Here is a 20,998-nt window from a genome sequence, read left to right as displayed (position 1 = left end):
TGATATCATAGCAGAATGACAGTTGTTTGTCAGTAACGCTGTGTTTTGAAGCACTTACCTAAAAAATCATCATTCACGCAGGAAAAACCCTAATTGAAGCAAAACCTATTGAAAAAAGAATAATAATAGAGTAGAGTATAGGTAAGAAAAAGGAAAGGAGCGAGGCTTATGGTACCTATTTACTGGTTGATTTTTATGGCAGTACTTTTGGTAATAGAGATTTGTACCTTGGGACTTACTACAATCTGGTTTGCCGGCGGAGCCTTGGTAGCGACAATCGTTTCCCTTTTGGGACTGAATTTCTGGATACAGGTCACTTTGTTTATTGTAGTGTCTACATTGCTTTTAGTCGTTACAAGACCCTGGGCGATGCGCTATATTAATAGTCACAAAGTAAAAACCAATTATGAGGGCCTGATAGGTAAGGTTATTAAAATTACCGAAAGAGTAGATAATTTTAATCAGAGCGGTACCGCTGTTGTTAATGGTGCCGAGTGGACAGTACGGACTCAGGAGGATGGAGTTATTATAGAACCTGAGGAGAAGGCACAGATAGTCAATATTGTCGGCGTTAGGCTGATTGTAAAACGGTATATCGAAGAGGATAATTGAAAGCCGAAGGGCTTTTCAGTTTCAGAGTATGCGTCAGTACAGCATCCGCAGACTCTGCAATAAATAAAAGCTGTGCAGAAAAGAGGTAGAAATGGGAGAAATCATTGGAGCAGTAGTTATAACATTAATTTTTCTTATCATCCTGATTATTCTGGCATCCTGTATCAAAATTGTGCCACAGGCCAATGCGTTTATCGTAGAGCGTCTGGGCGGCTACCGTGATACCTGGAATGTAGGTCTTCATTTTAAGGCCCCGATTATCGACCGTGTAGCAAAGAGAGTTCTGTTAAAGGAGCAGGTAGTGGACTTTGCACCACAGCCGGTTATCACAAAGGATAACGTAACGATGCGGATTGATACGGTTGTGTTTTTCCAGATTACAGACCCGAAGCTGTATGCCTATGGAGTAGAGAATCCAATAATGGCGATTGAGAATCTGACGGCTACGACACTTCGTAACATCATCGGTGATATGGAATTAGATGAAACTCTTACCTCCAGAGAGGTTATCAACACCAGGATGAGAGCATCTCTGGATGTTGCCACCGACCCGTGGGGCATCAAGGTTAACCGTGTTGAGTTAAAGAACATTATTCCTCCGGCTGCGATTCAGGATGCTATGGAGAAGCAGATGAAGGCAGAGCGTGAACGCCGTGAGTCTATCCTGATTGCGGAAGGTGAGAAGAAGTCCATGATTCTGGTGGCAGAAGGTAAAAAGGAATCTGCCGTACTGGAAGCAGAGGCTGAAAAGGAAGCTGCGATTCTTCGTGCAGAGGCAAAGAAGGAGGCTACAATTCGTGAAGCTGAAGGCCAGGCAGAGGCTATCTTAGTAGTACAGAAGGCGAATGCTGATGGTATCCGTTTCTTAAATGAGGCCGACCCTACGAAAGCTATTATTCAGTTAAAGAGTCTGGAAGCCTTTGCTAAGGCTGCTGATGGCAAGGCTACCAAGATTATTATTCCATCGGAGATTCAGGGCCTTGCAGGTCTTGCTAAGTCCTTAGTTGAAGTTGGAGCAGAGGTAAAATGAGAATTCTGATTTTGGAGGATCAGACGGAGAGCAGGAATGCTTTGATTGAAATTATTAAATCTATATCAGAGGAGATAGAAGTAACTGCTATAGCTTCAGAAAAGGAAGCTATAGCAGCTCTTTCCTGTGACAGGGAATATTCCCTGTTTCTTCTGGATATTAATCTGGATACAACCAGGCTTTCTGATACCTCTGGCATGAATGTGGCGAGGAAAATACGAAAGCTTCACTGCTATGAGTTTACACCGATTGTATTCGTAACCTCGATTTTATCACTGGAACTTCAGTCTTACCGGGAGCTGCAGTGTTATCGTTATATTACAAAGCCCTTTGATAGAACTGAGGTGGCGGCGATTATAGAAAAGGTGCTGCTACACAGCCTGGAACAGAGGGAGGAAGCCTCTGTTACGATAAAAAAGGATGGGATTAATTATAAGCTTTCCTGCGATGATATTTTGTTTATTCAGGCGATATCCCGTGGTGTGCGGCTGGTGCTGAAAACAGAAGAGCTGGCGGTTCGTTATCTTACACTGAAGCAGTTGCTTCCAAAGCTTCCGCAGGATGAATTTTTACAGTGTCACCGGATGTATATTGTAAATCAAAGATACATAGAATATGTAGATACCGTAAATCGCATGATAAAAATACGTGGCAGCAAGGAACCGGTAGAAATAGGTGTTACCTATAAGACACAAATAAGGAGCCTTTTGCATGAATAAACTGTTTTATCGCTTTGTATGTATATTATTTTTACTGTTTGTCATTTATTTTATTATTTCCTGGGGTGTGGTAGGCGAAATTGATGAAAAAAGCTTTGTTTTTCTTGTTTTTTCCATAGCTATACTGCTGTTAATAACAGCAGAACGGAAAAATAGCTATGACATTTTTGCAAAGCAGGAAAAGGAGCTGCAGATGTACCGCCTTTATACAAAACCCCTGGAGGAGCTGGTAAAGGAAATTCGCATAAAACAGCACGAATTTGATAACCATATGAATGCAATTTTAAATATGCATATGACCATCAACAATTATGATGAGCTTGTGGCAGAGCAGTCTAAATACATTAAAGAGCTGTATGATGACAGGAGCAGGCAGTTTTTGTCTCTCCTGAAAATCAGCGATAAGGTGCTGGCAGGCTTTATTTACAGCAAAATTATTGCAGTAAAGGATTTTATCCGTCTGGATATCCATGTGCAGGGCAGGATGATGCTTACAAGGGCCTCAGAGCATGATTTGATTGAGGTTGTCGGTACGCTGATTGATAATGCCATGGAGGCCTGCAATGAAGAGTACAACCAGATTAAGATGTTTTTAGGCTCAGAGAATGACCAGACGGTATTTGAAATATGGAACCGGCATCCGCGGCTTACGATTGAAGAAATTGGTCATTTCTTTGAGAAAGGATATACGACAAAGGACGATGGGAAACGTCGCGGACTGGGGCTTTATAATGCCCGGCTGCTGACTGAACGCTGTGGCGGCAGCCTGACCGTCAGTACCGAGGAAATGGATGGTGCAAGCTATATCTGCTTTAAGGTGGAAATGTAGTATAGAACCTCCTGTTTTGGGAAAAATAGTAGTAGAAACCAAAACAGGAGGTTTTTGTATGAATAAGAAAATACGGTTTTATTTATATATATTGGGAATTCTTTGGCTGGGAGCAGCAGCTCAGGCAGTGGCTTTGTCAGGCAGCGGACAGTCGGAGAGTATTGAAGCAATCTTGATGGAAGAGGAGTATGAAGGACAGCTTTCTAAGGAAGAGCTGGAGGCTCTGACCTCTGAAATTTTTGCAGAAAAAAAGGCAGAGTCCGTACAGGGCATTACCGGAAACGGAATATTCTCTGCCTATGGATATTCGCCTTTGCTACCACAGAATGTGATTAGCGAAGGGAAACGCATCAATTTAAATGTCGTGTCTTCTTATAACGAAGAAACGGATACAACTAAAATTATAGTGGCTTCTCCCATTTATAATGAGGACTATTAGAAGCCTTGGTAAGGACGCTTCCGTCTGCGGTAGCGTCTTCTTCTTTGCATCATTTCATTAGAAAGAAGGACGGTAATCAGATGTCTTAGCCAGTCCGGTGAGCCATCTGGCCTAAAGTCCGGTCTTGGTGGACGTGAAGGCCGTGACGGCTGTGGTGGTCTGGATGGCTGTCCGGGACGTCCAGAGCCTGGACCCATTGGCGGGCCTACCGGTGGACGGAAAGGAGGTGGACCCCAAGGTGGCAATTGTCCGGGCTGTCTTGGTGGAATGACCTGCTCAGCCTGCATAAAAAAGCCATCTGGATTGGATTCCAGAATCCGGTCATAAATGGCGTCTACGATAGTGCCCAGATGCTCGCAGCTGGGATGCTCATCAAACATACAGCTTCCGTCGTATTCCAGCTTGTCACATTCTTCATCGACCTCCCGCTGGATGGCACGGACAGCCTTTGGATACATCTCCTTCATGTAGTCCATGTCCCGGTCTATGTCGTCGGCGTTGTCATAGTTGTACTCCGGATAGGTCGGTATCTGGTTTAGATTTTTGTATTCCATAGAAAACTCCTGTATAGCATTTGTAATTATTATATGATGGAATAGAAATGTTGTGTAATATATTTAAAGCAAAAACACTTGTCTTTGTAGGAAAATAATGGTATTCTATTAAAAGATATATTATTTTAAAATATATTATCATGTTGGGGCAACAGGTTTTTGCCCACCCTATAATATCTATGGATTGCTTCGCACCCTGTGCTCCGGCAATTCTAAAAACATTTATTATATTATTAGGAGGAGGATTCAGATGAGAAAACAAATTGTAGCATTGGCAACCATGGCCGCCTTATTTATGACGGCACTGACGGGCTGTGGAGGAGGAAAGGAGGCTGACACACAGGCGAAAGAGCCAGCCACCTATACCTATAGAACCTACACAGCTTCCTTAGGAACAAAGTGGAATCCGCACACTTGGGAAATAGCTGATGAGAGGACAATTCTTGACTATCTTTCCACCGGCTTTGTAAGCTTGTCCATTAAGGATTCAGAAAATGGCGAATATCAATGGATTTATGAAATGGCTGAGTCTATTACTGACGTGACAAAGGAAAACAAGGAAGATTTGGAGAAATACAACGTAGTTTTCCAGGAAGGGATGACAAAGGATACCGTTGAAGAGGGTTATGTATTTGAGATTAAGCTGAATAAAGATGCAAAATGGGAGAATGGAACACCAATCAATGCAGACTCCTATATTACGTCTATGAAGGCTCTTTTAGACAGCTCTATGAAAAATTATCGTGCTAATTCATACTATTCTGGAGAATCTGCTGTAGCGGGAGGTCAGGAATATTACTACTCCGGAACAAGGGTATGGCTTGATAATAGAGCAAGTGGCGGATTTACACTGGAGGATCTGGTAAAGAGGGAGGATGGAACCTATGCTACCCCGGAGGGTGATAGCGTTTATTTTGCCTCTGCAGATAAATTATCCCATTTACAAGAGGATACTCTTAAAACCTATGTAGAGCAGTATGGTGCTACATACTTCGATGTTGACGCATATGACACGCTGTTTGCAAAGGCAGATGCCAATGGAAGAGTAGCCGTAACGGATGAGGCTATAGAGCTTATGACGAAGGTGATTACCAAGGTTGCTGACTGGAACGAAACCAAGGCAGATTGTGCAAACTATATCTATTATGAGCATAGCTATCCGGAGGTAGACTATGATGCTACGGTAGGCTGCTACAAGGTAGATGACTATACCATTCGCTATGTCACAAGATACCATGATGATATTAATGTATTCTTAAACTCCTGTCTTAGTACATGGCTGGTCTATGAGGATTACTATGAGAAGGGTAAGGATACCAGTGGTGAGCTGGTGACCACCAACTATGGTACCTCTGTTGAGACAACGATGTCCTATGGGCCATACAGGATGGAATCCTATCAGCCGGAAAAGCAGGTTGTTTTTGTTCAGAACGAAAACTGGTATGGCTATGAGAAGCAGGAGGATGGAAGTCTGGTTTCCTACACTAATTTTGAGGTAGATGGAAAGACGGTCTTACAGTATCAGACAACAAAAATTATTATTGATGTTATGGATCCAGCGACGGCAAAGCAGGCCTTTTTAAAGGGTGAGCTTTCTGACTGGGAGCCGACCGCGGATGACCTTTTGAATTATACAACCAGCGAGCAGCTGTACAGGGCAGATCTAACCTACACCAGCTCTTTATTCTTCAACACCAATCTGGATGCCCTGAAGGAGATGGATAAGTCTAAGGGAAATAAAAATAGTGTTGTTCTATCTAATATTGATTTCCGTAAGGCATTCAGCCTGTCGATTGACAGAGGTGAGTATGTAACGGCGACACCGGGACACAAGCCTGCCTATGCTCTGATGGGTAACCTGTATTTCTATGACATATATAATGATCCAACCTCATCCTACCGTAGCTCTGAGCCAGCTATGCAGGCCGTTTGTGATCTATACGGTATTGAATATGGAGAGGGTAAGGCCTATGAAACCCTGGAGGAGGCTTATAAGTCGGTAAACGGCTATAACCTTACGGAGGCCAAGGCTCTGATGAAGAAGGCCTGTGACCAGCTGGTGGCAGATAAGCTCTATAAGGCCGGAGAAGAGATTAAAATCCGCATTGCCTATAGCTCGGCAGCCTTGACCTCTCCACAAAATAAGCGTCTGGAGATGCTGAATAAGTATATCAATGCAGCTGCAGAGGATTCCGGCTTCGGAAAGATTGTTCTGGAGGGAGTAGGAAATATTCCGGATCCGTTTGGTGATGTACCTAAGGGCGAATATGCAATAGGTGCTGGTGCCTGGGGAGGAGCTGCCTTCTATCCATTTAGCTTTCTGCAGGTATACTGCGATAATGAGCAATATCAGATTAACGAGGGTGCTTGCTGGCAGCCGGATAAGGAGAAGCTGACCCTGAATGTAGAGGGTAAGGATGTTACCATGACCTGGAAGGACTGGTCAAATGCTCTGATTGGATCGGGACCTTTTGCGACAGCTGATTATACAACAAAGCTGAAGATAACAGCAAAGCTGGAGGAAAATTTCCTAAAGAAATACTATAGAATTCCGCTGGACACTCAAACAAACTGTACTATGCTGTCCTTCCAGTGTAGCAATTACACACAGAATTACAATATCATGTATGGCTTTGGTGAACTGCGTCTACTGAGCTATAATTTTACAGACAAGGAATGGGCAGATTTTGTTGCAGAGCAAAATGGCATGCTGAAGTACGAATAAGTATTAAGGAGTGAAATACTTTGAGGCAGGCAGAGCTGATAACAGTATTTTCGGCTCTGCCTTCTTTTGCAAGGAAGAGAGGTTTCATGTTAAAATATATTGTAAAAAGAGTTATTTTAATGTTTTTTACGTTGTTTGTTATTACAACGGTATGTTTTTTGCTGATACGCATTCTGCCAAGACAGCTGCCTACAGATAAGGTTCAGGCGGCTGCTATTGCTGCCCGCTGGAAGGCCCTGGGCTATGATGAGCCTTTGCTGCTGCAATATGGCATTTATCTTAGGAATATTATTACAAAATGGGATTTTGGTACCTCCTGGTATATCGCCTTTCGCCAGCCGGCCTGGGATGTGCTGACCGAAAGACTTCTTCCAACCATTCTTGTTAACCTCTATTCCCTTTTGTTTTCTATTCCTCTAGGCATACTTCTGGGGATTTATGCCGCTGTAAAAAAGAATAAATGGCAGGATTCTCTTATTAGTACTATGGTCATGCTGTTTGTTTCTATCCCAAGCTATGTTTACGCCTTTTTGGTTCAGTACATATTTTATTCCAAGCTGGGATGGCTGCCGCTGCAGATTTATTCTCTTGCAGATGCAGGGGGCTCCTGGGTAAGCTCCAAGATGTTTTATAGTATGCTGGCACCGGTTTTGGCCCTTTCCTTCGGTGAAATTGCAGGACTGTGCCGATTTACCCGGGCAGAGCTGTCAGAAACACTTACCTCGGATTATATGCTTTTGGCACGAACCAAGGGTCTGACAAGAGCTCAGGCGACGACAAGACATGCATTAAAGAATGCAATGGTACCTATTCTGCCGATGATTATTTCCAGCTTTATTGGCATTTTAGGTGGTTCTATGATTATTGAGCAGATTTTTGCTGTTCCTGGTGTCGGCCAGCTCTATCTGAAGTCGATCTCCCTGTTCGACTATGACATATTTATGATGGATAGTGTATTTTACACCTTTATCGGCCTGCTGGCAGGCATAGTGGTTGATATTAGCTATGGCTTTATTGATCCAAGAATCAGAATGGGGGAGCAGTAAAATGGAAGATAATAAAATAGAAGATAATAAAATAGATATCGTAATTCCAAAGGAGAAATTCCGATTGGTTCAAACAGGAGAACGCATCAGTGATAAGAAATTTGAGGATAAACCAATCGGTTATTTAAAGGATGCGTGGATACGTTTTCGAAAAAACAAGGCATCAGTTGCAGCAACTGTGATTATTATTATCATTGTACTGTTTGCACTGCTTGCACCCTTCGTATGTACAACCCATGATGCTCAGTTTGTTGATTCCTTTTATGCGAAAAAAGCACCGAGACTTGAGACTATGAGGGCACTGGGCTTCTTTGATGGCGGAGAAAATCGTGAATTTTCAGAGAAGGGTATGATTAAGGCGGCAGCGGTTGGTGTAGGTGCTGTAAACTATGACAAAGGGGGGGCTACGATTTCTGAGGGAATGAAGAGCCACTATCAGCCGCTGATAAGGCTTGGAGAGGGCTATACCGCAGTGGATGCTACCCGTAAAAAGAGGACAATGTATAAGGGAAGAATTGATGTCTACCTGGAGGTAGGCTTTATATATCGTAGCATTGAGCAGTCAGAATATAACGATATCATTGCCTGGGAGGAGAAAACAGGAATTAAGGTTTTGTACCCTCTGATAGAGGAGAATGAATATAATATAGATCCTCTGGATGCAAATAACTGGTATAAGTCAGAAAAGGGAACTCCGGTAAAGACACTGGCTGATGGCAGTACAAAAATACTTTCCTATGGTCCTGATCTGGTATTGGAGGAGAATTACAAAAGAAATAAGGATGGAAGTCTGGCCTACTATGAATATGCAGGTGGCGGTGATGTTTCTACAGCCCAGTATCGTGTTCGTATGCTGTATTACAATTATTATATCTATAAGAATGGCTTTCCACCGCAATACCTGTTTGGTACAGACAGCCAGGGCTATGATCTGGCACTTCGGATGGCAGATGGTATTCGTCTTAGTCTTGTTGTTGCTATTAGTGTATCTCTTATCAATCTGGTTATTGGTGCAGTTTACGGAGCGATTGAGGGATACTATGGCGGTGCTACAGATATTCTGCTTGAGCGTGTATCGGATATTCTGGCTGGAATTCCTTTTGTTATTGTAGCAACCCTTTTTCAGATTCACCTATCTGCTAAGGTGGGAACCATACCAAGCCTTTTATTTGCCTTTGTTTTAACTGGCTGGATTGGCACCGCGGCTCGTGTCCGAACCCAGTTCTATCGTTTTAAGAATCAGGAGTATGTTATGGCTGCCAGAACCCTGGGAGCACGGGATAGAAGGATTATCTGGAAACATATCTTCCCAAACTCTCTGGGAACGATTATTACCTCCTGTGCACTGGTCATTCCGGGGGTTATTAATTCAGAGAGCACCCTTAGCTTTTTGGGAATCGTAAAATTCAGTACAACGAAGGTAACCTCCCTGGGTACGTTGTTATCTGATGCAAGCAGCATATGGACCAATTATCCGCATTTAATGATCTTTCCGGCAATTGTGATTTCGCTGCTGATGATTTGCTTTAATTTATTTGGAAATGGACTTAGAGATGCATTTAATCCATCTCTTCGTGGTGTGGAGGATTAGATTATGGATAGAATTCTTGAGGTAAAAAAATTAAAGGTCTCCTTTCGCACAGCCAGTGGAACGCTAAAGGCGGTACGGGATATTTCCTTTGATTTAGAAAGAGGAAAAACCTTTGCTATCGTAGGAGAATCAGGCTCTGGTAAGTCTGTTACATCAAAGGCAATTTTAGGAATACTGGCAGGAAATTCTATTGTGGAGGGCGGAGAGATTCTCTACGATGGAAAGGATCTTCTAAAGCTGTCAGAGGAGGAGCTTTATAAGCTGCGGGGAGATAAGATTTCTATGATTTTTCAGGATCCTCTATCCTCGCTGAACCCAATTGTCAAGATTGGAAAACAAATAACAGAGGCAATGCTTTTAAAAAATAAGGCAAATCGCCGGCTGGCAAAAAAGGAATTTAACGGTATTCTGGCAATTTTAAAGGAAAATATGATACAGGCGTCGATAGAGAAGAAGGAAAAGGTTGCAGAATTGATAGATATCTTTGATCGGTTTTGTATTGAGGCAAATCGCCTGGAGCAGGATTACAACGAAGTAATATCACTATCAAAAAAGCTATTGTCAGATCTGGAGGATTTTTTATTTCTGGTAAGTAAAAAACAGAAGGTAGATACGAAAAGATTTTTATCAGAGCTGCTAAGAAATCTTCCAAAAATAAAAAATACCTTTATTCCTGTAGAGTACGAAAAGCAGCTGATTGCCATAGACGGGAAGCTAAGAGCAGTGACTAAGAAAAACGAGCTTAATAAAGAGCTCCGGGAGAGCCTGGAGGAGCTGGAAGAGGTCTTAAAGAAGCTGACAAAGGATGCAGGGCCGGACTTTTTTAGAATTGGCTACTATAAGCTGAAAAATCCAGGCGTGGATTTTAGAAAATTTTCCAGGGATGAATTAAATAAAATGACACTCTCTTATTTGGATGAAAATTTCATGAAGGATTTTTTAGCTTTGGAGCAGACAGGAATAGAGTATTCCTATAAAAAAGCCCTGGAAAATAAGAAAAAGCTTTTGCTGCGGCTGGAAGAGGCAAAGGAGTTTTTTCAGGGTGAATTAAACAAGGCAGAGGCGTTGAAATATGCAAAGCAGCTCTCCAGGGAGGTGGAGGCCTCCATTGATTACCTGGAAATTAAAAAGGATAATACTGCCTATACCTTTTCCACCAGTCTGGAAAGCAGTATTCAACAATATTTTTATTTTGTACAGGAAAATCCAAGAGAGGAAAAGCGTTTTGAAAGACAGTCAAAAAAGCGCCAGAGACTTTTGGATAAGGGAAAAACTGTGGATTGGATTGTTGTGCCAAAGACAACAGCAGATCTTTTGGCACTGAAGGAAAATATCCTACAGGTTATCACGCATTTGGAGGAGCAGTATAAGGCCTACATAGATCATCCGATCGTGGATTTTGAGGCCAGAAGTATTGAGGTGGTAGACTATTTAAAGAAAAAGGCCTCCCAGGTGGTGTATAAGCTAACTAAAGCGATGGCGAAGGAGCAGGCACTGAAGCTGATGGAGGAGGTTGGTATCCATGAGCCGCGAAGAAGATACTATCAGTATCCTTTTGAATTTTCAGGCGGTATGCGGCAGAGAATTGTCATTGCGATTGCTCTGGCTGCCAATCCGGATATTCTGATCTGCGACGAGCCGACAACTGCTCTTGATGTTACCATGCAGGCACAGATTCTGGAGCTGATTAATAAATTAAAGGAAGAAAGAGGCTTATCTGTTATTTTTATTACCCACGATCTTGGTGTTGTGGCAAATATGGCAGACAGCATTGCAGTTATGTATGCAGGTAAAATTGTGGAATACGGAACCGTGGAGGATATCTTTTATGACCCACGGCATCCATATACCTGGGCACTTCTTTCGTCTATGCCAGATCTGGATACCGATGAAAAGCTGGATGCGATTCCGGGTACACCACCAAACATGATTTATCCACCTGTGGGAGATGCATTTGCTGCACGGAATAAATATGCTATGGAAATTGATTTTGAAATGCAGCCACCGATGTTTCGCATTACAGACAGCCATTTTGCAGCGACCTGGCTTTTACATCCTGATGCACCGAAGGTTGAAATGCCGGATATAATAAGGAGACGCATCGAAAAAATGAAAAAACTGGGAGGTGAAAGCTGTGAAGAGTCATAAGGAGGCAGCACCATTGCTGAAGGTAGAGCATCTTTGCCAGTATTTTAAATCGGTTAAGGCTGTAGATGATGTTAGCTTTGACATAAAGGAAGGCGAAGTGTTTGGTCTGGTGGGAGAGTCTGGCTGTGGTAAAACGACAACAGGCCGCTCCATCATAAAGATTTACGATATTACCTCAGGTAATATTTACTTTAAGGGAAAGCGGATTTGTGCAGGCATTCAATCTTATCAGGAAGCAATTAGGACTGGAAAAAGAGAGGCAGCAGAAAGAATTAAGCTGCTTCGGCAGGAGATAAAGGAAAAGCCGGAAAAAAGGGCAGAAAATAATGCCGGCATTGCAGAGGAAAGACGGAAATTAAAAGAGCTCATCGCTGCAAATAAAGAGGAAATACGAAGAGCAAGGAAGGATCAGGGTGAGTCCTTTGATGGGAAGGGCAATAAATTTGTCACGAATATTCAAATGATTTTTCAGGATCCCATTGCTTCTCTGAATCCTCGAATGACGGTAAAGGAAATTATTTCTGAGGGGCTTGTTATTAAAGGAATGAAGGATAAGCAAGCCATTGATGAGAAGGTATACGAAATACTGGAGATGGTAGGATTGGTAAGGGATCACGCAAGCCGTTATCCTCACGAATTTTCCGGTGGGCAAAGACAGCGTATTGGAATTGCAAGGGCAATTATCATGCAGCCGGATCTTTTGATTGCAGATGAGCCTATTTCGGCATTGGATGTATCCATTCAGGCACAGATTATCAATTTGCTGAACGAGATTCGTTCCAGGCTCGGACTTACCATTTTGTTTATAGCCCATGATCTTTCGGTCGTTAAGTATTTCTCTGACAGGATTGGAGTAATGTACTTTGGAAAGCTGGTAGAGCTTGCAGATGCAGATGAGCTTTTCGCCCATCCTCTGCACCCCTATACACGATCGCTGCTTTCGGCGATTCCGTTGCCGGATCCATGTACAGAGAAGAAAAGAAAAAGAATTTTATATAATAATGTGGCAGAGCATGACTATACAGAGGATAAGCCGGTCATGAGAGAGATTACCAGTGGGCACTTTGTTTACTGTAATCGTGAGGAGGAAGAACGTTATCGAAAGGAGTTAAGCTAGTCTCATGAAAAGGAGAGGAAAAGGGATAAGATATATGACAGCTGCAGGTATTGGTTTATCTATGCTGCTGCTTATAGTATGGGAACAGGAATTATGGAATGCTAAGAGCTCTAAGGAAATTTATAAAATATTGTGCGATGCCTTTACAGTTCCTGGTCTTCTTTTTCTTATGCTGGGCTTTCTTCTCATACTTTCCAGGCAAGGGATTTTTCATGGTGTTTCTTATTTAATGGGAGGAGCTGTAAGTCAGCTGCTCCCATTTTTAGGAAAACCGAGGGAAAGCTATGGAGCCTATTTGGAGAGAAAAAGAAAGAAAAAAGAAGAACCCATGTGGGAGTATCAGGTGCTGTTTGTTACAGGAGGTATTTTTTTTGCAGGTGCTTTACTTTTGCTGTATTTGTATTGCAATACCTAAGGAAATTAAACCCACCCTCCGTCTAAGGCTATAATCTGTCCGGTCAGATATTCGTTTTTATGGTTCAGGGCATAGACCAGGTTGGCGACCTCTTCGGCACGGCCCAGGCGGCCGGCAGGGATTTCTTCGGTCAGGGCAAGAAGCTCGTCATCGGCAAGAAACTGGTTCATTTCTGTGTCGATGGCTCCGCAGGCAACGGCGTTGACCTGGATACCAGAGGGAGCCAGTTCTTTGGCTAATGCCTTTGTAAAGGCATTAATGCCGCCTTTGGTGGTGGAATAGGCAACCTCACAGGAGGCACCTACGTTGCCCCAGACAGAAGAAATATTGATAATTTTACCTCTTTTTTCATGAATCATATCTGGAGCTGCCAGACGGCAGCAGTTGAAAACGGAGGTCAGGTTGTTCTGGACAATACGGTTCCAATCTGCGATTTCCATGTCCGTTAGAAGGCCAATATAGGAAATCCCGGCATTGTTTACCAGAATATCCAGACTGCCATAGGCCTTTTTGATTTCACGGAACATGGCAGCACACACATCATAATCACCAACATCACCGACAAAGGACAGACAGGAGGTCTGATAGCCCTCAATTTCTGCCTTTACTTTGTTTAAAAGCTCTTCGTTTTTCAGACAGTTAATCGCTACCTTGTAGCCTTTTTTTGCATATTTAATTGCAATGGCTTTCCCGATACCCCGGGAGGCCCCAGTTACAAGTACGGTTTTTCGTTTCATAAAAATCACCTCTGACTTTTATTTTACTACAAAAAGAAGGATTAAACCAGTAAAATATTGACATCCTTTGAGCCTTTTGCTAGAATGTAAAATCAATATACCTTAATTTAAACAGCTTGAGAGAAGCTGGATATTTTTACAGGAGGATTTTGATGTGAATGAATTTAGAGAAGTAGTAAATTTTATAAATGACTGGATGTATTCGAAGGTGCTAATCGTCATGCTGATAGGTGTGGGGCTATATTTTACCTTTCGCACCGGATTTATTCAGTTTCGAATGCTGGGAGAGGCATTGCGTACTGTAAGGGAGAAGCCGCATGAAAAAGGAGCAGTTTCTTCCTTCCATGCACTGATGGTTTCTACGGCAAGTCGTGTGGGTACCGGTAATATTGTAGGTGTTGCCGGAGCTATTACTATAGGCGGTTATGGAACTGTATTCTGGATGTGGGTCATTGCCTTGATTGGTAGTGCCTCTGCCTTTGTGGAGAGTACACTGGCTCAGATTTACAAAAAAAGAAATAGTGCGGGAGGAAGCTATGGCGGACCCTCCTATTATATTGAGGTTGTGCTCAAAAACAGATTTCTTGGTATTGTTTTTGCTGTCGCATTGATTGCGACCTATGGCTTTGGTTTTAATATGCTGGCAGCCTTTAATCTGGTAGACACCCTGTCGGTCTATGATTTTTATAACACAACGGTAGCAGGAGGTCTTAGGATAGCCCCGGTTATTGCAGGACTACTGCTGGCACTGCTGTTTACTATTTGTGCTCTGGGCGGGGCAAAACGTCTGGTTAAGGTTACCACCTGGATTGTTCCGTTTATGGGTATCCTTTATATCCTGGTTTCTTTTGTCGTCATTGGTATGAATATTCAGCTGCTGCCGGCAACCCTGCTCCGCATTTTTGAGGATGCACTAAATGTAAAGGCACTGTTTGGTGGTATAGCAGGAAGTGCTATTGTGCAGGGAGTGAAAAGAGGTCTGTTTTCCAATGAGGCGGGAATCGGCTCGGCACCTAATGCTGCAGCAACAGCTGAGGTTTCTCATCCGGTAAAGCAGGGACTGGTTCAGATGCTTTCCGTTTTTATAGATACGATTTTGATATGTACAGCTACTGCAATGATGTGTCTGTGCTCTGGCGTAGCCTTTGAAAACATAGAAACGGGAGGAAAATATGTACAGGCTGCTCTAAATGCCAGCTTTGGATATATCGGTCCTGTTTTTATAACGGTGGCGATGATCCTATTCGCCTTCACAACTCTGCTTGGTAACCTGTTTTACTGCGATGCCTGCCTAAATTATATTGCAGGCCGGACCTTGGATAATAGAGCCTTAAATCTGTTTCGGCTGCTGGTAGCAGTATTCATTTTTTTGGGTACACAGTTGGAGGCAGCTTTGGTTTGGGATATTGCTGATGTACTGATGGGAGTAATGGCTTTGATTAATCTTCCGGTTATTGTCATTCTGGGAAATACGGTGCTGAAGGCTTTAAATGATTATATCAGACAGAAGAAGGAAGGAAAAAATCCTGTCTTTAAAGCGGCTAGCATAGGACTGGAGGGGAAAACAGAGTTTTGGGGTTGATTTATGTTAAAATAATGATAGAATAGTAGAAAAAATAGCTAATGCAGCTAAGATTTTTTGATCATAGGAAAGGAGGCTGGCGGGATGAAAGCAGACGTAAGATTAACACAGATGGCGAAAACAGCAGGGTGAGCTGCAAAGATAGGTCCTAAGACCCTTGCCCAGGTTTTGGGTAAGCTGCCTAAGTTTCAGGATGATAACTTAATTGTTGGAATTGAAACATCAGACGATGCCGCTATCTACAGAGTGACAGATGAGCTTGCGATGATTCAGACCGTTGATTTCTTCACACCAGTTGTTGACGATCCCTATCTGTTTGGACAAATTGCAGCAGCAAACTCATTGAGTGATGTATATGCCATGGGAGGAGAGCCTAAGGTAGCATTGAATATTGCAGCCTTTCCTAACTGTCTTGACCCGGAGATTTTAGGAGACATCCTTGCTGGTGGAGCAGATAAGGTAAAGGAGGCAGGAGCTGTATTAGTAGGGGGACATTCTATCCAGGATGACGAACCAAAGTATGGGCTTTGTGTATCAGGCTTTGTACATCCAGACAAAATTTTCAGGAACTATGGCTGCAGGCCGGGGGATGCTCTGATTTTAACAAAGCAAATTGGAAGCGGTATTGTGAACACTGCAATCAAAGCACAAATGGCATCAGAGGCCGCAATTGCAGAGGCTGTTCTGGTAATGAGCTCCCTGAATAAAAAGGGAAGGGAGGTTGCTTTGAACTATCCGATTACAGCATGTACAGATATTACAGGCTTTGGTCTCCTTGGCCACTGTGTAGAAATGGCTTCTGCAAGTGAGGTGACCTTTGAAATTTTTGCAGAAGAGATTGCCTACATCGGGGATGCGATTTCCTATGCCCAAATGGGACTTGTTCCTATGGGCGCATATAAAAATCGTGAATATTCGGAAGGCTGTGTTGATTTTTCTCAGGTAGCAGAGCATTATATAGACCTTTTATATGATCCACAGACCTCTGGTGGGCTTTTGATAAGTGTGCCTTCCGGGTATCTTGATGATATTATGGAGGATTTCCGGAAAAAGGGTATGGATACAAGAGTATCTGTAATTGGAAGAGTAGTAGAAAAGGGTGATAAGCTGATTCGCCTTTTTTAGGAGATAATGATAATATGGATAAAAATTTGTTATATCGAAGTATACCGAAGGTAGATGTGCTATTGGAAGAGGCTACAATGAAAGAAGCAATCCAATTGTTTGGCAGAGAGCTTGTGATAGAGGCAACTCATATGGAAATGGATGAGCTTCGCAGACTTATTGGAGACTGTGAGGATGAAGGCGAAGTAAGAGGCCTTATTACAAATTTAGCAGCCTCCATTACAGAGCGGATAGAGAAGATGCTGCAGCCGAATATGAGAAGGGTAATCAATGCAACTGGAACAATTCTTCATACCAACCTTGGAAGGGCACCCATCAGCCAGGAGCATATGAAGCATATTGGAGAGATTGCAACAGGGTATTCTAATTTGGAGTACAATTTGAGGGAGGGCCATCGTGGAGAGCGCTACTCCCATTTCGAAGAGCTGCTTTGTAAAATTACGGGTGCAGAGGCAGCTATGGCCGTAAATAACAATGCTGCAGCTGTCATGCTCATTCTGAGCTCTCTTGGTAAGGGGGGAGAGGTTATTGTATCCCGGGGAGAACTCGTTGAAATTGGTGGGAAGTTCCGAATTCCGGATGTAATGGCGGAAAGTGGTGCTACCCTGGTGGAAATTGGAACTACGAATAAAACCCATTATTCTGATTATGAAGAGGGGATTACAGAGCAGACAAGGGCATTGCTGAAGGTTCATACCAGTAATTACCGGATTGTTGGGTTTACGGAAAGCGTCGCTATTGATGAGCTGATACCCCTGGCAGAGAAACACGGAATTCCGGTGATAGAAGACCTGGGAAGTGGTGTGCTTCTTGACTTAAGCCAATATGGTATTACCTATGAGCCAACGGTGCAGGATTCAATTCGTGCGGGTGCAGATGTGGTTAGCTTCAGCGGAGACAAGCTTTTAGGAGGGCCACAGGCAGGAATTATTGTTGGAAAGAAAAAATATATCGATAAAATGAAAAAGAACCAGTTAACCCGTGCTCTTCGAATTGATAAATTTACTGCCGCTGCCTTAGAGGTGGTGCTGCAGGAGTATCTGTCAGAGGAAGGGGCAGTAAAAAATATTCCAGTTCTTCAGATGATTACAAAAGCCCTTGTGGAAATAGAGCAGGAGGCAGAAGAGCTGAAGCTATTTCTGGAGACATTAGAGCTGGATGCTGTGATTGGGATAGAGGCCTGTGAATCGCAAGTCGGCGGAGGCTCCCTTCCACTGGAGCGGATTCCAAGTAAAGCAGTCACACTCAGGCCAGGACAGATTTCGACTGCTGTTCTGGAGGAGCGTATGAGAGCTCTCCCAATTCCAATTATTTCAAGAACAGCAAATGATCAGGTTGTTATGGATATTAGAACCATTGGAAGAGAGAATTTCGAAGCATTTCGTCAGTTGAAGGAATACAGGGTATGTAGCTGAAGGGGTTTAGGATGAAAAATATAATTATAGGAACAGCAGGGCACATTGATCATGGCAAAACAACGCTGATAAGGGCACTGACAGGACGTAATACGGATCGCTGGGAGGAAGAAAAAAGAAGAGGAATTACAATCGATCTGGGATTTACGTATTTTGATTTAAAAAACGGTGCCCGGGCTGGAATTATCGATGTACCCGGACATGAGAGGTTTATCCACAATATGGTAGCTGGTGTGGTTGGGATGGATCTAACGATGCTTGTGATTGCAGCAGATGAGGGCATCATGCCCCAGACCAGAGAGCACATGGATATCCTTGGGCAATTGGGAATTGAAAAAAGTATTATTGTCCTGAATAAGGTGGATTTGGTAGATGAGGAATGGCTGGAGCTTGTCGAGGAGGAAATCCGGGACGAGCTAAGGGGAAGCTTTCTGGAGCAGGCACCGATTGCAAGGGTATCCGCAGTGACAGGACAGGGAATTTTAGAATTAGTTGATTTAATCGAACAGATGACAGCCGAAGAGGTAGTAGAAAAGGACGTTAACACGATTCCGAGACTTCCGGTTGACCGTGTTTTCAGCTTATCCGGCTTTGGAACGGTAATTACCGGAACACTGCTTGCAGGAACTATTACGAAAGAGGATAGCCTGCAGATATATCCAATTGGAAAGGAATGTAAAATTCGTAACATTCAGGTACATGGTCAGGATGTAGAGCGATGCTATGCGGGACAGCGTGTAGCAATTAATATTTCGAATGTAAAGAAAAGCGAAATTTTCAGAGGCTGTGTACTGGCACCTGGAAACAATATGAGGAATACCCTGCTTTTGGATGTTCGTATGAATATTAGCAGAAGCTCAAAACGAGTTTTAAAAAATCAATCCAGACTGCATTTATTTACTGGAACAAGTGAAATATTATGCAGGGCTGTGCTTTTGGATAAGGAGGAGCTTGCTCCGGGAGAAAGTGGCCTGGTACAGTTGCGTCTGGAGGAGGAAATCGCTCTTCGCAGGGGTGACAGATTTGTGGTTCGCTTTTATTCACCAATGGAAACAATTGGTGGAGGTATTGTCTTGGAGCCAAATCCAAAGAAGAAAAAAAGATTTGATTTAGAGGCAGTGGAAGAGCTGAAACGAAAGGAAGCCGGGTCTACAGAGGATGTCATAGAGATGCATGTAAAGACCCATGGCGACACGATGGTAACAATGAATGAGCTTGCAAAATTGACAGCACTTTCAGTGAATGAAGTAATGGAGGCTGTGGCTTCTCTGGAAAAACAGGGAATAGTATACGTATTTCCTATGAGAAAGGAGAGCTATGTATGGCATATGGTTCATGAACAGGTAGTCAGACAAAAGCTTACAAAGGCAATTTCTGCATACCATGAAGCTTACCCATACCGATATGGGATGAAAAAGGCAGAGCTTCATATGACCTATATGAAGAAAATCAAGCTGAATGTTTTTGATCTGTATATAGAATTGCTATATGAAAAGCAGGTATTGAACCCTTATCAGGAATATTTACAGCTTCCTGGCTTTGAGGTAAGGAGAGATTCCACATATAATGAGGTTCGCCAAGCCTGTGCTGCAGTATTTCAAAAAGCGGGGTTTGATTTTGTACGTTTTTCGGAAATTTCCTTTGGAGCGATGGAGCAGGAGGTGGTAGAGGATATCGTTCTGCTGCTTGTGGAGGAAGGGTTTCTTGTAAAGGTTGCAGAGGATATTTATACACTTCAAAGCATTATTGATCAGGCAAGGGAGGCTATCCAGGGGCGGCTGAAGGAAAATCCGTTAATTACCATTGCAGAAGTACGTGATTTACTAGGAACCAGCAGAAAAAGTGCCAAGCCGATTTTAGAATATATGGACAGTATAAAAGTAACCAGGAAAAATGGAACAGCGAGTGAAAGGATCGCATACATATGAATTTAAAACAATTAGAGGCCTTTGTTCATATTGCAGATAGTGGAAGCTTTTCGATAGCTGCCAGGGAATTATTTTTGACACAGCCCACGATTAGTGCCCATATCTCTTCCCTGGAAAGGGAGCTGAATACTCGCTTTTTTGTTCGTAATACAAAAGAAGTACGATTATCAGAAAGCGGTATCATTCTTTATGATTATGCGAAGCAGATGATTAGACTGCAAAAGGAAATTGAAAAAACCTTCCTTGAGAGAGAGGAAAAGGAGCAGCAATGTATTAGAATTGCAGCCTCCACTATTCCTGCTCAATATATCCTTCCAGGGATTCTGGCAGTATTTAGTAAGAAGTATCCGAGCCGGCAGTTTCTGGTCATGGAGGTAGATAGTGCAAAGGTGGTGGAAGCTGTAATCAATAGTACAGCGGATATTGGCTTTACAGGAACTGTTATTGACAAGCACCTGTGCAAATATATTCCCTTTTATCAGGATGAATTGGTGATAATTGCACCAAATAATTCCAAGTTTCGGAGGCTTTTGGAAAAGGAAAAAAATGCAGGCTGGATGAAGGAGGAAGCTGTGATTTTAAGGGAAAAGGGTTCAGGAACAAGAAGGGAAGCAGAAAAGCAATTGAGGAGAATAGGCATCCAGCTTTCGCAGCTAAATGTGATAGCCAGCATGGAAAGTCCAGAGGCAATTAAGAGGGCTGTGGAGAATGGTCTGGGTATTTCTATTATTTCCAAATTAGCAGTACAGGAGGAAGTAAAAAAGGGAACACTGCTTGCTCTTCCAATTTCTGATACAGATATGTGCAGGAATATTAATCTGGTTTATAATTGTAGTATTCATCTGCCCCGTGGCTCAGAAGAGTTGGTAAAAGTTGTGAAGGAGCTTTATAAAAAAGAAGGTAATGTGTAGGTGAATGGCATGATTTTTTCATGCAGATAGCCCAAAGCAGGCTGTCTTTACAAATAAGGGAGTATCGCAAAATAA

The 20,998-nt window shown here is 42.9% G+C and carries 18 protein-coding genes and 1 pseudogene; 17 read left to right on the top strand and 2 right to left on the bottom strand.

Features of this window, described 5'->3' with window-relative positions; translation table 11 throughout:
* The first annotated feature begins 168 nt into the window (after nucleotides 1-168).
* From ASU35_RS10045 to ASU35_RS10025, 5 genes are all read left to right on the top strand, one after another.
* The gene (locus ASU35_RS10045; RefSeq protein ID WP_058352889.1) at nucleotides 169-612 is read left to right on the top strand and encodes an NfeD family protein; all 444 of its coding nucleotides are present in this window, start codon (nucleotides 169-171) and stop codon (nucleotides 610-612) included.
* Between the two features lie 91 nt (nucleotides 613-703).
* Nucleotides 704-1,642 carry an SPFH domain-containing protein gene (locus ASU35_RS10040; RefSeq protein ID WP_058352888.1) on the top strand — a complete coding sequence of 313 codons (939 nt, stop codon included), beginning with the start codon at nucleotides 704-706 and terminating at the stop codon, nucleotides 1,640-1,642.
* Nucleotides 1,639-2,361 (top strand): LytR/AlgR family response regulator transcription factor, encoded by a 723-nt coding sequence (locus ASU35_RS10035; RefSeq protein WP_058352887.1) that lies wholly within the window; start codon nucleotides 1,639-1,641, stop codon nucleotides 2,359-2,361. Before ASU35_RS10040 ends, ASU35_RS10035 begins: the two co-directional genes overlap by 4 nt.
* A complete protein-coding gene (locus ASU35_RS10030; RefSeq protein WP_058352886.1) occupies nucleotides 2,354-3,190 on the top strand; it encodes a sensor histidine kinase in 837 nt (278 codons plus the stop codon). The genes ASU35_RS10035 and ASU35_RS10030 overlap by 8 nt, the downstream gene beginning before the upstream one ends.
* A gap of 58 nt (nucleotides 3,191-3,248) precedes the next feature.
* The gene (locus ASU35_RS10025; protein ID WP_058352885.1) at nucleotides 3,249-3,629 is read left to right on the top strand and encodes a YwmB family TATA-box binding protein; all 381 of its coding nucleotides are present in this window, start codon (nucleotides 3,249-3,251) and stop codon (nucleotides 3,627-3,629) included.
* On the opposite strand, the gene ASU35_RS10020 is transcribed toward ASU35_RS10025, so the two are convergent.
* The gene (locus ASU35_RS10020; RefSeq protein ID WP_058352884.1) at nucleotides 3,626-4,183 is read right to left on the bottom strand and encodes a hypothetical protein; all 558 of its coding nucleotides are present in this window, start codon (nucleotides 4,181-4,183) and stop codon (nucleotides 3,626-3,628) included. The two genes, ASU35_RS10025 and ASU35_RS10020, sit on opposite strands and share 4 nt — an antisense overlap.
* Before the next feature lie 250 nt (nucleotides 4,184-4,433).
* On the opposite strand from ASU35_RS10020, the gene ASU35_RS10015 reads away from it, so the two are divergent.
* The 7 genes and pseudogenes from ASU35_RS10015 to ASU35_RS09990 all read left to right on the top strand — a co-directional run bounded on the left by ASU35_RS10015 (nucleotide 4,434) and on the right by ASU35_RS09990 (nucleotide 13,225).
* On the top strand, nucleotides 4,434-6,908 hold the full coding sequence (locus ASU35_RS10015) for an ABC transporter substrate-binding protein (RefSeq protein WP_058352883.1): 2,475 nt from the start codon (nucleotides 4,434-4,436) through the stop codon (nucleotides 6,906-6,908).
* Nucleotides 6,909-6,994: 86 nt separating this feature from the next.
* Nucleotides 6,995-7,954 carry an ABC transporter permease gene (locus tag ASU35_RS10010; RefSeq protein ID WP_147525424.1) on the top strand — a complete coding sequence of 320 codons (960 nt, stop codon included), beginning with the start codon at nucleotides 6,995-6,997 and terminating at the stop codon, nucleotides 7,952-7,954.
* Nucleotide 7,955: 1 nt separating this feature from the next.
* Nucleotides 7,956-9,545, top strand: a complete 1,590-nt coding sequence (locus ASU35_RS10005) for an ABC transporter permease (RefSeq protein ID WP_058352881.1) — start codon at nucleotides 7,956-7,958, stop codon at nucleotides 9,543-9,545.
* Nucleotides 9,546-9,548: 3 nt separating this feature from the next.
* Nucleotides 9,549-9,983: pseudogene (locus tag ASU35_RS18730) on the top strand (ATP-binding cassette domain-containing protein); the annotation flags it as partial.
* Complete coding sequence (locus tag ASU35_RS18725; RefSeq protein ID WP_341416799.1) at nucleotides 9,975-11,693, top strand: ABC transporter ATP-binding protein; 1,719 nt, start codon at nucleotides 9,975-9,977, stop codon at nucleotides 11,691-11,693. The pseudogene ASU35_RS18730 and the gene ASU35_RS18725, both read left to right, overlap by 9 nt.
* A complete protein-coding gene (locus ASU35_RS09995; RefSeq protein WP_058352880.1) occupies nucleotides 11,680-12,810 on the top strand; it encodes an ABC transporter ATP-binding protein in 1,131 nt (376 codons plus the stop codon). The genes ASU35_RS18725 and ASU35_RS09995 overlap by 14 nt, the downstream gene beginning before the upstream one ends.
* Before the next feature lie 4 nt (nucleotides 12,811-12,814).
* Complete coding sequence (locus ASU35_RS09990) at nucleotides 12,815-13,225, top strand: DUF3899 domain-containing protein (protein ID WP_058352879.1); 411 nt, start codon at nucleotides 12,815-12,817, stop codon at nucleotides 13,223-13,225.
* 5 nt (nucleotides 13,226-13,230) lie between these two features.
* Here the strand turns inward: ASU35_RS09990 and ymfI are convergent, their stop codons facing one another.
* Nucleotides 13,231-13,962: an elongation factor P 5-aminopentanone reductase gene (gene ymfI, locus ASU35_RS09985; RefSeq protein ID WP_058352878.1), complete on the bottom strand. Its 732-nt coding sequence runs from the start codon at nucleotides 13,960-13,962 to the stop codon at nucleotides 13,231-13,233.
* Between the two features lie 196 nt (nucleotides 13,963-14,158).
* Between ymfI and ASU35_RS09980 the strand changes: the two genes are divergently transcribed.
* From ASU35_RS09980 to ASU35_RS09960, 5 genes are all read left to right on the top strand, one after another.
* Nucleotides 14,159-15,544 (top strand): alanine/glycine:cation symporter family protein, encoded by a 1,386-nt coding sequence (locus ASU35_RS09980; protein ID WP_058352892.1) that lies wholly within the window; start codon nucleotides 14,159-14,161, stop codon nucleotides 15,542-15,544.
* Between the two features lie 84 nt (nucleotides 15,545-15,628).
* Nucleotides 15,629-16,669: a selenide, water dikinase SelD gene (gene selD, locus ASU35_RS09975; protein WP_083504236.1), complete on the top strand. Its 1,041-nt coding sequence runs from the start codon at nucleotides 15,629-15,631 to the stop codon at nucleotides 16,667-16,669.
* 14 nt (nucleotides 16,670-16,683) lie between these two features.
* Complete coding sequence (selA, locus tag ASU35_RS09970) at nucleotides 16,684-18,084, top strand: L-seryl-tRNA(Sec) selenium transferase (RefSeq protein WP_058352877.1); 1,401 nt, start codon at nucleotides 16,684-16,686, stop codon at nucleotides 18,082-18,084.
* Between the two features lie 11 nt (nucleotides 18,085-18,095).
* A complete protein-coding gene (selB, locus tag ASU35_RS09965) occupies nucleotides 18,096-20,012 on the top strand; it encodes a selenocysteine-specific translation elongation factor (RefSeq protein ID WP_058352876.1) in 1,917 nt (638 codons plus the stop codon).
* Nucleotides 20,009-20,923 carry a selenium metabolism-associated LysR family transcriptional regulator gene (locus ASU35_RS09960; protein ID WP_058352875.1) on the top strand — a complete coding sequence of 305 codons (915 nt, stop codon included), beginning with the start codon at nucleotides 20,009-20,011 and terminating at the stop codon, nucleotides 20,921-20,923. Before selB ends, ASU35_RS09960 begins: the two co-directional genes overlap by 4 nt.
* The last annotated feature ends 75 nt before the right edge of the window (nucleotides 20,924-20,998 follow it).

The sequence above is a fragment of the Acetivibrio ethanolgignens genome (genome assembly GCF_001461035.1).
Taxonomy (GTDB): Bacteria; Bacillota; Clostridia; order Lachnospirales; family Lachnospiraceae; genus Velocimicrobium; species Velocimicrobium ethanolgignens.
The sequence above is the reverse complement of the archived record's forward strand: the minus strand, read 5'-3'. Positions and strand labels throughout refer to the sequence as shown.

What these genes read in the sequence shown, in the direction of transcription:
- ASU35_RS10045 (WP_058352889.1), top strand. Translation starts at nt 169, where the DNA reads ATGGTACCTATTTACTGGTTGATTTTTATGGCAGTACTTTTGGTAATA.
- ASU35_RS10040 (WP_058352888.1), top strand. Translation starts at nt 704, where the DNA reads ATGGGAGAAATCATTGGAGCAGTAGTTATAACATTAATTTTTCTTATC.
- ASU35_RS10035 (WP_058352887.1), top strand. Translation starts at nt 1,639, where the DNA reads ATGAGAATTCTGATTTTGGAGGATCAGACGGAGAGCAGGAATGCTTTG.
- ASU35_RS10030 (WP_058352886.1), top strand. Translation starts at nt 2,354, where the DNA reads ATGAATAAACTGTTTTATCGCTTTGTATGTATATTATTTTTACTGTTT.
- ASU35_RS10025 (WP_058352885.1), top strand. Translation starts at nt 3,249, where the DNA reads ATGAATAAGAAAATACGGTTTTATTTATATATATTGGGAATTCTTTGG.
- ASU35_RS10020 (WP_058352884.1), bottom strand. Translation starts at nt 4,183, where the DNA reads ATGGAATACAAAAATCTAAACCAGATACCGACCTATCCGGAGTACAAC.
- ASU35_RS10015 (WP_058352883.1), top strand. Translation starts at nt 4,434, where the DNA reads ATGAGAAAACAAATTGTAGCATTGGCAACCATGGCCGCCTTATTTATG.
- ASU35_RS10010 (WP_147525424.1), top strand. Translation starts at nt 6,995, where the DNA reads ATGTTAAAATATATTGTAAAAAGAGTTATTTTAATGTTTTTTACGTTG.
- ASU35_RS10005 (WP_058352881.1), top strand. Translation starts at nt 7,956, where the DNA reads ATGGAAGATAATAAAATAGAAGATAATAAAATAGATATCGTAATTCCA.
- ASU35_RS18725 (WP_341416799.1), top strand. Translation starts at nt 9,975, where the DNA reads ATGATACAGGCGTCGATAGAGAAGAAGGAAAAGGTTGCAGAATTGATA.
- ASU35_RS09990 (WP_058352879.1), top strand. Translation starts at nt 12,815, where the DNA reads ATGAAAAGGAGAGGAAAAGGGATAAGATATATGACAGCTGCAGGTATT.
- ymfI (WP_058352878.1), bottom strand. Translation starts at nt 13,962, where the DNA reads ATGAAACGAAAAACCGTACTTGTAACTGGGGCCTCCCGGGGTATCGGG.
- ASU35_RS09980 (WP_058352892.1), top strand. Translation starts at nt 14,159, where the DNA reads ATGTATTCGAAGGTGCTAATCGTCATGCTGATAGGTGTGGGGCTATAT.
- selA (WP_058352877.1), top strand. Translation starts at nt 16,684, where the DNA reads ATGGATAAAAATTTGTTATATCGAAGTATACCGAAGGTAGATGTGCTA.
- selB (WP_058352876.1), top strand. Translation starts at nt 18,096, where the DNA reads ATGAAAAATATAATTATAGGAACAGCAGGGCACATTGATCATGGCAAA.
- ASU35_RS09960 (WP_058352875.1), top strand. Translation starts at nt 20,009, where the DNA reads ATGAATTTAAAACAATTAGAGGCCTTTGTTCATATTGCAGATAGTGGA.